The following is a 12,123-nucleotide window of genomic DNA, read 5'->3' on the forward strand; positions in this document are numbered from 1 at the left end:
TCCTTTCGGGTCGTCAGGCGCCGCAGGACCTCAGGAACTTACGGGTACGGACCGCGATGGGCAGCGGCTTGTCCGGCTCGCACGGGTACATGTCCTGCTCGACGATCGCGAACAGATCCACGTTCAGCTTCTGCGCGGCCTCCAGGACCGGCCCCAACTCCGGTACGCCCGCCGGGGGTTCGCACATCACGCCGCGCTGGACGGCGGGGCCGAACGGGATCTCGTTCTTCACCACGTCCGCGAGGATCTCCGGGTCGACCTGCTTGAGGTGGAGATAGCCGATGCGCTCGCCGTAGGTCTCGATCAGCTTGACGCTGTCGCCACCGCAGTAGGCGTAGTGACCGGTGTCCAGGCAGAGGTTGACCAGGTCGGAGTCGGTCGAGTCGAGGAAGCGCTCGACGTGGGCCTCGGTGTCGATGTGGGTGTCGGCGTGCGGGTGCACGACGATGTCGAGGCCGTACGCCTCCTTCACCTCATGACCGAGCCGCTCCATGCCCTTGGTCAGGTACGCCCACTGCTCGCCGGTGAGCTCCGGCGGCTCCAGGATCTCGGCGGTCTTGTCGTCCCGCCAGAAGGACGGGATGACGACCAGGTGCTTCGCGCCCATGGCCTGAGTGAGCGAGGCGACCCGGCTGACCTGCTCCCAGGTCGAGTCCCACTCGGACGGGCCGCGGTGCAGGCCGCAGAAGATCGTGCCCGCCGAGACCTTCAGATTCCGCTTGTTCACCTCGTCGGTGAGGCGGGCCGGGTCGGTCGGCAGATAGCCGTACGGGCCCAGCTCGATCCACGAGTAGCCGGCCTCGGAGACCTCGTCGAGGAAGCGTTCCCAGGGCACCTGAACGGGGTCGTCGGGGAACCAGACGCCCCAGGAGTCGGGGGCCGAGCCGACCCGGATACGGTCGAGCGCAGGGGGCATCTCAGGACTTCCCTTCGGTGGTCGCCAGGGGTGCGGTGAGGTCTTCCTCTTCGGGGAGCTCCTCGACGTCGACGCCGCGGACCTGGCTCAACTCGTGCTTGAGCGCGGCCAGTTCGGTGCCGCCGGCCATATGGTTGGTGAGCTCTTCGAGGCTGACCTCGTCACGGGAGGCGTTGAGCTCCATGGTGCCCAGGCGCAGGACGCTGAAGTGGTCGCCGACCATGTAGGCGTGGTGGGGGTTGTGGGTGATGAAGATGACGCCGAGGCCCTTCTCGCGGGCGGCGGCGATGTACTTCAGGACCACGCCGGACTGCTTGACGCCGAGGGCGGCGGTGGGCTCGTCCAGGATGAGGACGCGGGCGCCGAAGTAGACGGCGCGGGCGATCGCCACGCACTGGCGCTGGCCGCCGGAGAGGGTGCCGATGGGCTGTTCCAGGTCGTCCAGGACGATGCCCATGTTGCGCAGCTCTTCGTCGGCCGTCTTCTTCATCTTCTCGATGTCGAGACGGCGCAGCGGCCAGGGGCCCTTGGTCATCTCCGAGCCGAGGAAGAAGTTGCGCCACACCGGCATCAGGGGGACGACGGCGAGGTCCTGGTAGACGGTGGCGATACCGGCGTCGAGGGCCTCGCGCGGGGTGGAGAAGCGCACCGGCTCTCCGTCGACGAGGAACTGGCCCTCGGTGTGCTGGTGCAACCCCGAGATGATCTTGATGAGGGTGGACTTGCCGGCGCCGTTGTCGCCCAGGACGCAGGTGACCTGGTTGGGGAACACCTTCAGGTCGACGCCGTGCAGGGCGCGGATGTTGCCGTAGGACTTGCCCGCGCCGCGCAGTTCGACGATCGGGGCGTCCTTGGCCGGGGCCTTGTCCTGGAGGACGGCACCGTGGGTGCCGGTCTTTTCGGTGGTCATTCAGGTCACCTCCTGGTCGCCGTGCGCTGGACCCACAGATTGATGAGGACGGCGCCGAGGAGCATCACGCCGAGGAATGCCTTGAACCAGTCGGGGTTCCAGCCGGCGTAGACGATGCCCTGCTGGACCATGCCGAACATGAAGGCGCCGAAGACCGGGCCGATCGCGGAGCCCGCGCCGCCGGTCAGCAGACAGCCGCCGATGACGGCCGCGGCGATGTAGATGAGCTCCTGGCCCACGCCCTCGCCGGACTGCACGGTGTTGAACGAGAACAGCTGGTGCATACCGACGAACCAGGCACCGAAGCCGACCAGCATGAACAGCGAGATCTTCGTGAACGTCACCGGCACACCGACCGCGCGGGCGCTGCCCTGGTTGCCGCCGACCGCGAAGATCCAGTTGCCGTACTTGGTGCGGAGCAGGACCCAGGTCGCCAGCGCCGCGAAGACCAGCCACCACACGACGGTGATCTTCACCTGGACGCCGCCGACGTCGAAGGACGAGGCGAAGAGCGCCTTGGCCTGGTCGAAGCCGTCCATGTCGCTGATGTCGTCCGTGGCGACGTTGCCGGTGATCAGCTTCGTCACCGCGAGGTTCACGCCCTGGAGGATCAGGAAGGTGCCGAGGGTGACCAGGAAGCTGGGCAGTCCGGTCTTGACGAGCAGCCAGCCGTTGAACAGACCCACCGCGAGCGACACGATCAGGGCGACGATCACACCGACCCAGACGTTCATGCTCAGCTGGTAGGCGGTCATGCTGGCCGTCAGTGCCGAGGTGACCACGGCGACACCGGACGACAGGTCGAACTCGCCGCCGATCATCAGCAGCGCGACCGGCAGGGCCATGATCCCGATGGTCGACGACTGGTACAGGATGTTCGCCATCGAGCTGCCGTCACGCACGGCCGGTGCCGTGATGAGGAAGAAGATCAGCACCGCGACGGCGCCGAGGAAGACGCCGACCTCGGGACGGGCGAGGAGGCGCAGCGCCAGGGGGCGCTGCTGGGTACGCCCGTCGGATTCCTTGCTGGGGCCGGGGGCCGGCGGTGTGGTCACCGCCGGCTCAGCCTGTTGGGTCATGTTCGTCACCGAGTACCCTTCGCGGCGAACTTGTCGATGGTCTCGACATTCGTCTTGTCGACGAAGGCAGGTCCGGTCAGCACCGGTGCCTCGCCGCCGCCCATGTAGTTGCCGTTGTTCTTGTAGAGCCACAGGGAGTCGATCGCCAGGTAGCCCTGGAGGTAGGGCTGCTGGTCGACGGCGAACTCGATGGTGCCGTCCTTGATCGCTCCGGTCAGCTGCTTGTTGAGGTCGAAGGTGGCGACCTTCGCCTTGCTGCCCGCCTCGTCCACGGACTGCGCGGCCGTCAGCGCGAACGGGGCACCGAGGGCGACGACGTAGTCGATGTCGCTGTCCGTCTTGAGCTTGGCGGTGATCGTGGACTTCACGGACGGCATGTCCGTGCCGTTGACGTTGAGGTTCTCGACGTCACCCTCGAAGGTCTTCTTCACGCCGGCGCAGCGCTGCTCCAGGCCGATGTTGCCCTGCTCCTGGATGACACAGACGGCCTTCTTGGCGCCGGCCTCGTTCAGCCGCTTGCCGAGCGCCTCGCCCGCCACGGTCTCGTCCTGGCCGAAGAACTCCATCAGGCCGAGCTTCTGCCAGTCGCTCACACCGGAGTTGAGGCCGACCACCGGTATGCCGGCCGCCTTCGCCTTGCTCACGACGTCCTTCATGGCGTCCGGCTTGGCGAGGGTGATCGCGATGCCGTCGACCTTCTGGTCGATCGCGTTCTGGACCAGGTTGGCCTGGTTGCCCGCGTTCGGGTCGTTGGAGTAGATCAGCTTGATGTTGTCCTTGGCGGCGGCCGCCTCGGCGCCCTTGCGGACGATGTCCCAGAAGGTGTCGCCCGCCGACTGGTGGGTGACCAGGGCGACCGTCATCCGGGGCGTGTTTGCCTTGCCGGCGGAGGCGCCCTCCGCGCTCTCCTCAGCCTTCTTGCCGCCGGAGCTGCTGGAGCATCCTGCGAGCGTCAGCGCTGCCGCTGCTGCGACGGCCACTACGGGGGCCATCCTGCGGGAGCGAGAGTAAGAGCGGTCCATCTTTCCAGCACCTCACTGTGCGACGGGGGTGTGCGACGGGGGGAAAGGGAGTGATCTGGATCCATGTCCCGGACCCTTGAAAGCCCGGGTCGCGTGCCGTGGAACACGGCGGTGGCGTTGGGAAGGGATCCAATCCCTGGATGCGCCCGCTGTCAATACTTTGTTAAGACATCATTTCACACTCAGGTCCGAATGTAAGTACAAAGTATTGACAGCGTCGGCCTCCACGCCCTACACCTGGGAGGCGGCAGGCCCGCTGGGACCCGCAACCCCTGTCCAGCTGTAGGAGCGTCGCGCATGGCCGAGTCAGCCAAGTCCTTCGACTTGATCACGATGGGAAGGATAGGAGTCGATCTCTACCCCCTGCAGTCTGGCCTACCTCTGACGCAGGTGGAGACGTTCGGCAAATTCCTCGGCGGCTCCGCCGCGAACGTCGCGGTCGCCGCCGCTCGGCTCGGCCGTACCACCGCCGTGATCACCCGCACCGGCGACGACCCGTTCGGCGCCTATCTGCACGAGGCCCTGAAGGACTTCGGCGTCGACGACCGCTGGGTGACGCCCGTCGCGGCGTACCCGACGCCGGTGACGTTCTGCGAGATCTTCCCGCCGGACGACTTCCCGCTGTACTTCTACCGGCAGCCTAAGGCCCCTGACCTGGAGATACATTCCGACGAGCTGGACTACTGGGCCATCCGCTCGGCCCGGGTCTTCTGGATCACGGGCACCGGTCTGAGCGAGGAGCCGAGCCGCTCCGCCACCCTCGCCGCCCTCAAGGCGCGCGACAAGGCGGGCACCACGGTCTTCGACCTCGACTGGCGCCCGATGTTCTGGAGCAGTGACAACAGCGGCTCCCGCCGCGGGCCCGAGGAGGCCCGCCCGTACTACGCGGAGGCGCTGCGGCACGCGACGGTCGCCGTCGGCAACCTCGACGAGTGCGAGGTCGCCACCGGAGTCCGCGAGCCCCGCGCCTGCGCCGAGGCGCTGCTGGCGGCCGGTGTGGAGCTGGCGGTGGTCAAGCAGGGCCCCAAGGGCGTCCTGGCGCTGCACCGCGACGGTACGGAGGCCGAGGTGCCGCCGGTGCCGGTCGAGGTGGCCAACGGCCTCGGCGCGGGCGACGCCTTCGGCGGCTCGCTGGTCCACGGGCTGCTGTCCGGCTGGGACCTGGCCGAAACCATGCGGTACGCCAACGCCGCCGGCGCCCTCGTCGCCTCCCGCCTCGCCTGCTCCTCCGCGATGCCCACCGAGTCCGAGGTCGAGAGCCTCCTCGCACAGGCGTCGTGACGGCCGGCCGAGCCACCCCCGAACTGGAGCTTCCTTTGAGCATGACCATCCCCGACCTCACCGCGGTCAGAGCCCGGCACCCCGAGGCGATCACCGAGGCCGCCGCCCGCCGGGTGCGCCGCCCGCTGATCGGCGACAGCGGCCGCCTGATGATCGTGGCCGCCGACCATCCGGCGCGCGGCGCCCTGGGCGTCGGCGACCGGCGCCTGGCCATGGCGAACAGGGCCGATCTGCTGGAACGTCTCTGCATCGCGCTGTCGCGGCCCGGCGTGGACGGGGTCCTGGCCACCGCGGACATCCTTGAGGACCTGCTGCTGCTCGGCGTCCTCGACGACAAGGTTGTCATGGGCTCCATGAACCGCGGCGGCCTGGCCGGGGCGTCCTTCGAGATGGACGACCGCTTCACCGGCCACCGCGCCGAGGACATCGCCCGACTGCGCTTCGACGCGGGCAAGCTGCTGGTCCGGATCGACTACGACGACCCGGGCTCGCTGACCACCCTGGAGTCCACGGCCCGCGCCATCGACGACATGGCCGCGCGGCGACTCCCGCTGTTCGTCGAGCCGTTCATCTCCCGGCGGATCGACGGCCGGGTGCGCAACGACCTGTCCGCCGAGGCCGTCACCAGGTCGATCGCCATCGCGTCCGGCCTCGGCGGCACCTCGGCGTACACCTGGCTGAAACTGCCCGTCACCCATGACCCCGACGACATGGCCGAAGTTCTTGAGACGTCCACGCTGCCCGTCGTCCTGCTCGGCGGTGAGGTCGGGGACGACCAGGAAGGCGCGTACGAGCGCTGGCGCAAGGCGCTCAGGCTCCCCACCGTGCAGGGCATGGTCGTCGGCCGCTCGCTGCTCTACCCGGCCGAGGGCAGCGTGGAGACGGCGGTGGACACGGCCGTCGGCCTGTTGTGACCCGGATTGTGAGGCGGAGAACTCGATGACCTATCACCTTCCCGCGGGAAAGGCGCTCGGCGGCCCGTACGTCGTGGACGTCACGCCCGAGAAGGCCGGCTGGGGCTACTCCAGCCTGCGGATCCTGGAGCTGCCGCCCGGCGGCTCGCACAGCTTCGACACCGGCGACAGCGAGTGGATCGTCCTGCCGTTGAGCGGCGGCTGCACGGTCGAGGCCGCGGACGATTTCGGCCACGAGACGTTCCCACTCGCCGGCCGTGACAGCGTGTTCAGCGGCGTGAGCGACTTCGCGTACGTGCCGCGCGATGCCCGTACGACCGTCTCGTCCCCCGGCGGCGGGCGGTTCGCGCTGACCGGCGCGCGCTGCTCCCGGCGACTGCCCGCCCGGTACGGGCCGGCGTCGTCGGTGCCGGTGGAGCTGCGCGGCACGGGCAACAGCAGCCGCCAGGTGAACAACTTCGGCGCGGCCGGGGTCTTCGAGTGCGACAAGCTCATCGCGGTCGAGGTCATCACCCCGGGCGGCAACTGGTCGTCCTTCCCACCGCACAAGCACGACGAGCACCGCCCCGGCGAGGAGTCGGTGCTGGAGGAGATCTACTACTTCGAGTTCGCCGACCACGAGGGCACGCCCGGCCTCGGCTACCAGCGCGTCTCGCCCTCCGGACAGGGCCGCAACACCGACGTCCTGGCCGAGGTCCGCGGCGGCGACGTCGTACTGATCCCCGACGGCTGGCACGGCCCCTCGATGGCGGTGCCCGGCCACCACATGTACTACCTCAACGTCATGGCGGGTCCCGAGGCCGAGCGCGCCTGGCTGATCTGCGACCACCCCGATCACGCCTGGATCCGCGGCACCTGGCCGGACCAGCCCGTCGACCCCCGTCTGCCCCTCTACACCGCTCCATCCCAGTGAGGTCCTCGATGAGCCAATCCACCGTCCGCCTGACCGTCGCCCAGGCGCTGGTGCGGTTCCTGTCCGCCCAGTACACCGAGCGCGACGGCGTACGGCACCGGCTGATCGCCGGCACCTGGGGCATCTTCGGCCACGGCAATGTGGCCGGCATCGGTCAGGCCCTCCTCCAGGCGGGCGAGGACGTCATGCCGTACCACCAGGGCCGCAACGAGCAGTCCATGGTGCACGCGGCCGTCGGCTACGCCCGCCAGCTCAACCGCCTCTCCGCGCAGGCGGTGACGACGTCGATCGGTCCGGGCGCGACGAACCTCGTCACGGGTGCCGCCCTGGCCACGATCAACCGCCTGCCGGTCCTGCTCCTCCCCGGCGACTACTTCGCCTCGCACGCCCCCGACCCGCTGCTCCAGCAGCTGGAGCACCCGACCGAGGCGGACGTGTCGGTCAACGACACCCTGCGCCCGGTGTCGAAGTACTTCGACCGGATCACCCGCCCCGAGGCCCTGATCCCGTCGGCGCTGAACGCCATGCGCGTCCTCGCCGACCCCGCCGAGACCGGCGCGGTCACGCTGGCCCTCCCCCAGGACGTCCAGGCGGAGGCGTACGACTGGCCTCAGGAGTTCTTCGCCGAGCGCGTCTGGTACGTACGGCGCCCCGCGCCCGACCCGGTCGAGCTGACGGCGGCCGTCGAGGCGATCCGGGCCGCCGAGCGCCCCCTGATCGTGGCGGGCGGCGGCGTCCACCACAGCGAGGCCGAGGCGGCGCTGAAGGCCTTCGTCGAGGCCACCGGCATCCCGGTCTCCTCCACCCAGGCCGGCAAGGGCTCCCTGCGCTTCGACCACCCGGCCGACCTCGGCGGTATCGGCCACACCGGCACCTCGGTCAGCGACGACATCGCCCGCGCCGCCGACCTGGTGATCGGCGTGGGCACCCGGTACACGGACTTCACCACCGCCTCCGGCACGCTCTTCCAGAACCCGGACGTGCGCTTCCTGAACCTCAACATCACCGGGTTCGACGCGCACAAGCTGGCGGCGCGGACGCTGGTCTGCGATGCGCGGACCGGCCTGGAGCAGCTGACCGGGGCGCTTTCCGGCCACCGGGTGGACGCGGCGTACGAGGCCGAGTACCGCGCCGGCAAGGAGCGCTGGGACACGGTCGTCGAGGCCGCCTACCGTGCCGACGACGAGAGCGCCGTACCGACGCAGACCCAGGTGCTGGGCGCCCTGGACGCGGTCGTCGGCGACGACGACGTGGTGATCAACGCGGCCGGTTCGCTCCCGGGCGACCTGCACAAGCTGTGGCGGTCGCGCTCGCCGCGCCAGTACCACCTGGAGTACGGCTACTCCTGCATGGGCTACGAGATCCCGGCCGGGATCGGCATCCAGCAGGCCGCCCCGGACACGGCCGTGTGGTCGCTCGTCGGTGACGGCACGTATCTGATGATGCCGACGGAGATCGTGACCGCGGTCCAGGAGGGTCTGCCGGTCAACATCGTCCTGATCCAGAACCACGGCTACGCCTCCATCGGCGGCCTGTCGGCCGAGACGGGCGGCGAGCGCTTCGGCACCGACTACCGTTACCGGGCCGCCGACGGCACCTTCACCGGGGCCCCGCTCCCGGTGGACCTCGCCGCCAACGCGGCCAGCCTCGGCATGGACGTCCTGCGTGCCAAGACGGTGCGTGAGTTGCGCGAGGCGCTGGCGACGGCCCGTACCTCCGACCGGCCGACCTGCGTGTACGTCGAGACCGACATCACGAACCCGACCTCGCCGGGCGCCGAGGCCTGGTGGGACGTACCCGTGGCCGAGGTCGCCTCCCGCGAGGCCGCCGTCGAGGCCCGCGAGCGGTACGACCAGCACGTCGCCGGACGCCGTCACCACCTCTGATCGCCGTCACCATCTCCGAACTCCCCGCACACGACCCGCACTTGAAAGGCATTTCGCCCCATGAAGACCATCACCCACTGGATCGACGGCAAGCCCGTGGAGGGCGGCTCCGGCCGCTTCGCCCCCGTCTACAACCCGGCCACCGGCGCCCAGGAGAAGCAGGTCGCCTTCGCGACCGTCGACGAGGTGGACGCCGCCGTCGCCTCGGCGAAGGCCGCGTTCGAGAGCTGGGGCCAGTCCTCCCTGGCCAAGCGCACCGCGGTCCTGTTCAAGTACCGCGAGCTGCTCGACGCCCACCGCGACGAGATCGCCGAGCTGATCACCGCCGAGCACGGCAAGGTGCACTCCGACGCGCTCGGTGAGGTGGCGCGCGGTATGGAGATCGTGGAGCTGGCCTGCGGGATCTCCGTGCAGCTGAAGGGCGAGCTGTCGACTCAGGTGTCGAGCCGGGTGGACGTGGCCTCGATCCGCCAGCCGCTCGGCGTCGTCGCGGGCATCACGCCGTTCAACTTCCCGGCCATGGTGCCGATGTGGATGTTCCCGCTGGCCATCGCGTGCGGCAACACCTTCGTGCTGAAGCCGAGCGAGAAGGACCCGTCGGCGTCCTTCCGCCTCGCGGAACTGGCCTCCGAGGCCGGGCTGCCGGACGGTGTGCTGAACGTCGTGCAGGGCGACAAGGTGGCCGTGGACCGGCTCCTGGAGCACCCGGACATCGAGGCGGTCTCCTTCGTCGGCTCGACCCCGATCGCAAAGTACATCCAGCTCAAGGCAGTTGAGCACGGCAAGCGCGTGCAGGCCCTGGGCGGCGCCAAGAACCACATGCTGGTCCTGCCCGACGCCGACCTGGACTTCGCCGCCGACCAGGCGATCAACGCCGCGTACGGTTCGGCGGGCGAGCGCTGCATGGCCGTGTCGGTCGTGGTCGCGGTCGGCGACACGGGCGACGAGTTGGTCGGCAAGATCGCCGAGCGCGCGAAGAACCTGCGCATCGGCCCCGGCAACGACCCCGCCTCCGAGATGGGCCCCCTGATCACGCGCGAGCACCGCGACAAGGTGGCGTCCTATGTGGCTTCGGCCGCCGAGCAGGGCGCGGAGGTCGTCGTCGACGGCACCGGCTACTCGGTCGAGGGCCACGAGGACGGCTTCTTCCTCGGCGTCTCGCTGCTGGACCGGGTGCCGCTGACGGCGGACGCGTACCGCGACGAGATCTTCGGCCCGGTGCTCGCCGTGGTCCGCGCGGAGACGTACGAAGAGGCCATCAAGCTCATCAACGACTCCCGTTGGGGCAACGGCACCGCGATCTTCACCCGGGACGGCGGTGCCGCCCGCCGCTTCCAGCTCGAGGTCAAGGCGGGCATGGTCGGCGTGAACGTGCCGATCCCGGTGCCGGTCGGCTACCACTCCTTCGGTGGCTGGAAGGACTCGCTCTTCGGCGATCTGCACATCTACGGCAACGACGGCATCGCCTTCTACACGCAGGGCAAGGTGATCACGACCCGCTGGCCGGACCCGTCCGACGGTGGCATCAACCTCGGTTTCCCCAGCAACTCCTGACACCCTGACAGGGAGGTTCGTCCCATGGCGAAGACCCGCGGCTCCACACGTGCCGGATCCGCCTCCGCGCTGGACTCGCTGGACTTCGCCCTGGACCGGGGCAGTCCGGTGCCGCTGTACTACCAGCTCGCCCGGCAGCTGGAGTCGGCGATCGAGCACGGGGTCCTCGCTCCGGGCAACCTCCTGGGCAACGAGGTCGACCTGTCGGTGCGGCTGGGCCTGTCCCGGCCCACCGTCCGGCAGGCCATCCAGTCGCTCGTCGACAAAGGGCTGCTGGTGCGGCGGCGCGGGGTGGGCACCCAGGTGGTCCACAGCCAGGTCAAGCGCCCGTTGGAGCTCAGCAGCCTCTACGACGACCTGGAGGCGGCCGGGCAGGGCCCGACCACCGAGGTCGTCCGCAACGAACGCGTCCCGGCGACCGCCGACGTCGCGGCCGCGCTCGGCATCGCGGAGGGCGCGGAGGTCACGGTCCTGGAGCGGCTGCGCTGCACCCACGGCCAGCCCGTGGCCATCCTCTGCAACTACCTTCCGGCGAGCCTGCTCGACCTGGACACGGCTCGGCTGGAGTCGACCGGCCTGTACCGGATGATGCGCGCCGCCGGAATCACCCTGCACAGCGCCCGCCAGACCATCGGCGCCCGCTGCGCCACCGCCGAGGAGGCCGAGCGCCTCGACGAGAAGGAGGGCGCCGCGCTACTGACCATGCAGCGCACGGCGTACGACGACACGGGCCGGCCGGTCGAGTACGGGACGCACATCTACCGCGCGTCCCGGTACGCGTTCGACTTCCAGGTGCTGGTCAGGGTGTGAGGCTCGCGAACAAGGCCCTGAGGCTCGCGATGATCAGGGCTTGAGGCTCGCGGTGAACGGCGTGACCGGCCGGGGCAGGTCTTCGCCGTCCACGGTGATGTCGACGGCCTCGTTGTAGAAGGCGACGAGCCCCTTGACGGGCCCCACCGCGGACAGCGGCTCGGCGTAGCTCCAGGCGATGTTCCGCGGGACCTCGCCCTCGCCACTCCAGTTCCAGTACTGGGCCGTGCCCTTGTACGGGCACCCGGTGCGGTGGTCGGTGGGCTCGAACAGGTCGAGCCGGACGTCCTCGCGGGGCAGGTAGTACCGGGTCGGCAGCCCGGTCTCGAACAGCAGCACCGGGCGGTGGCTGTCCGCGACGACGGTGCCGCCGATCTCGACCTGGACGTGGCGGCTGCTGGGCATGGCGTCCACTCGTTTGTGCGGGTCGCGCGGGTGGATGAAGATCTCTTCCTCCTCCTCGTACCAGTGGTCGAGGCCGCTCCCCCAACGCCGGAACCACTCGAAGGAGATGTGCCCGGCCAGGTCGGCGGCGGGGAAGGTCCAGGCCGCGTTCTCCACCAGCTCACGGTCGACTTCGAGGTCGTAGAAGATCTGCGACCCGGTGTGTCTGCCCGGCTGCGGGTTCTTGGCCGGGCGGAGAAGGTCCGTGCGGACGTCCTCGCGCGGGAACGTGTAGCACGGCACGGGCAGATCGGGTTCCCAGACCAGGACGGGGTGCCGGCTGTCGACGACGGTGACGTCGCCCTTGCGGCCCCGCACCCAGCGCTCGCTGGGCTCCCACAGGAGGCCTTCGGGGGTCGTACGGACGGACCGCTCGGTGGGGAACAGAGGCATG

At 69.6% G+C, this 12,123-nt stretch carries 11 protein-coding genes; 6 read left to right on the forward strand and 5 right to left on the reverse strand.

Annotated elements, in window-relative coordinates:
- Nucleotides 1–13 precede the first annotated feature (13 nt).
- From ACTMVF_RS15720 to ACTMVF_RS15735, 4 genes are read right to left on the reverse strand one after another with little or no spacing between them, the layout of a single operon-like run.
- Entirely contained in the window at nt 14–916 is a 903-nt protein-coding gene (locus ACTMVF_RS15720) for a sugar phosphate isomerase/epimerase family protein (RefSeq protein WP_441271634.1), read from the reverse strand.
- A 1-nt stretch (nt 917) separates the two neighbouring features.
- On the reverse strand, nt 918–1,826 hold the full coding sequence (locus ACTMVF_RS15725; protein ID WP_441271635.1) for an ATP-binding cassette domain-containing protein: 909 nt from the start codon (nt 1,824–1,826) through the stop codon (nt 918–920).
- A 5-nt stretch (nt 1,827–1,831) separates the two neighbouring features.
- A complete protein-coding gene (locus ACTMVF_RS15730) occupies nt 1,832–2,905 on the reverse strand; it encodes an ABC transporter permease (protein WP_441271636.1) in 1,074 nt (357 codons plus the stop codon).
- Nucleotides 2,906–2,910: 5 nt separating this feature from the next.
- The gene (locus tag ACTMVF_RS15735; RefSeq protein ID WP_441271637.1) at nt 2,911–3,927 is read right to left on the reverse strand and encodes a sugar ABC transporter substrate-binding protein; all 1,017 of its coding nucleotides are present in this window, start codon (nt 3,925–3,927) and stop codon (nt 2,911–2,913) included.
- A 297-nt stretch (nt 3,928–4,224) separates the two neighbouring features.
- On the opposite strand from ACTMVF_RS15735, the gene iolC reads away from it, so the two are divergent.
- Genes iolC through ACTMVF_RS15765 form a run of 6 tightly spaced genes read left to right on the forward strand, consistent with a single transcriptional unit; the run spans nt 4,225 to nt 11,285 of the window.
- On the forward strand, nt 4,225–5,208 hold the full coding sequence (iolC, locus tag ACTMVF_RS15740; protein WP_441271638.1) for a 5-dehydro-2-deoxygluconokinase: 984 nt from the start codon (nt 4,225–4,227) through the stop codon (nt 5,206–5,208).
- Between the two features lie 35 nt (nt 5,209–5,243).
- Entirely contained in the window at nt 5,244–6,122 is an 879-nt protein-coding gene (locus ACTMVF_RS15745; RefSeq protein WP_441271639.1) for a Cgl0159 family (beta/alpha)8-fold protein, read from the forward strand.
- Nucleotides 6,123–6,147: 25 nt separating this feature from the next.
- Complete coding sequence (gene iolB, locus ACTMVF_RS15750) at nt 6,148–7,035, forward strand: 5-deoxy-glucuronate isomerase (protein ID WP_441271640.1); 888 nt, start codon at nt 6,148–6,150, stop codon at nt 7,033–7,035.
- A gap of 8 nt (nt 7,036–7,043) precedes the next feature.
- Nucleotides 7,044–8,921: a 3D-(3,5/4)-trihydroxycyclohexane-1,2-dione acylhydrolase (decyclizing) gene (gene iolD / locus ACTMVF_RS15755; protein ID WP_441271641.1), complete on the forward strand. Its 1,878-nt coding sequence runs from the start codon at nt 7,044–7,046 to the stop codon at nt 8,919–8,921.
- A 60-nt stretch (nt 8,922–8,981) separates the two neighbouring features.
- Complete coding sequence (locus tag ACTMVF_RS15760) at nt 8,982–10,475, forward strand: CoA-acylating methylmalonate-semialdehyde dehydrogenase (protein WP_441271642.1); 1,494 nt, start codon at nt 8,982–8,984, stop codon at nt 10,473–10,475.
- Between the two features lie 24 nt (nt 10,476–10,499).
- Nucleotides 10,500–11,285: a GntR family transcriptional regulator gene (locus ACTMVF_RS15765; RefSeq protein WP_441271643.1), complete on the forward strand. Its 786-nt coding sequence runs from the start codon at nt 10,500–10,502 to the stop codon at nt 11,283–11,285.
- Between the two features lie 33 nt (nt 11,286–11,318).
- Here the strand turns inward: ACTMVF_RS15765 and ACTMVF_RS15770 are convergent, their stop codons facing one another.
- Nucleotides 11,319–12,122 carry a DUF427 domain-containing protein gene (locus ACTMVF_RS15770; protein WP_441271644.1) on the reverse strand — a complete coding sequence of 268 codons (804 nt, stop codon included), beginning with the start codon at nt 12,120–12,122 and terminating at the stop codon, nt 11,319–11,321.
- Nucleotide 12,123 lies beyond the last annotated feature (1 nt).

The organism is Streptomyces sp. SD31 (assembly GCF_052068475.1).
Lineage (GTDB): Bacteria > Actinomycetota > Actinomycetes > Streptomycetales > Streptomycetaceae > Streptomyces.

Bases quoted from the DNA above. Each gene is read 5' to 3' on its own strand.
- ACTMVF_RS15730 (WP_441271636.1), bottom strand. From the start codon at position 2,905: ATGACCCAACAGGCTGAGCCGGCGGTGACCACACCGCCGGCCCCCGGC.
- iolD (WP_441271641.1), top strand. From the start codon at position 7,044: ATGAGCCAATCCACCGTCCGCCTGACCGTCGCCCAGGCGCTGGTGCGG.
- ACTMVF_RS15765 (WP_441271643.1), top strand. From the start codon at position 10,500: ATGGCGAAGACCCGCGGCTCCACACGTGCCGGATCCGCCTCCGCGCTG.
- ACTMVF_RS15770 (WP_441271644.1), bottom strand. From the start codon at position 12,122: ATGCCTCTGTTCCCCACCGAGCGGTCCGTCCGTACGACCCCCGAAGGC.
- ACTMVF_RS15735 (WP_441271637.1), bottom strand. From the start codon at position 3,927: ATGGACCGCTCTTACTCTCGCTCCCGCAGGATGGCCCCCGTAGTGGCC.
- iolC (WP_441271638.1), top strand. From the start codon at position 4,225: ATGGCCGAGTCAGCCAAGTCCTTCGACTTGATCACGATGGGAAGGATA.
- iolB (WP_441271640.1), top strand. From the start codon at position 6,148: ATGACCTATCACCTTCCCGCGGGAAAGGCGCTCGGCGGCCCGTACGTC.
- ACTMVF_RS15760 (WP_441271642.1), top strand. From the start codon at position 8,982: ATGAAGACCATCACCCACTGGATCGACGGCAAGCCCGTGGAGGGCGGC.
- ACTMVF_RS15720 (WP_441271634.1), bottom strand. From the start codon at position 916: ATGCCCCCTGCGCTCGACCGTATCCGGGTCGGCTCGGCCCCCGACTCC.
- ACTMVF_RS15725 (WP_441271635.1), bottom strand. From the start codon at position 1,826: ATGACCACCGAAAAGACCGGCACCCACGGTGCCGTCCTCCAGGACAAG.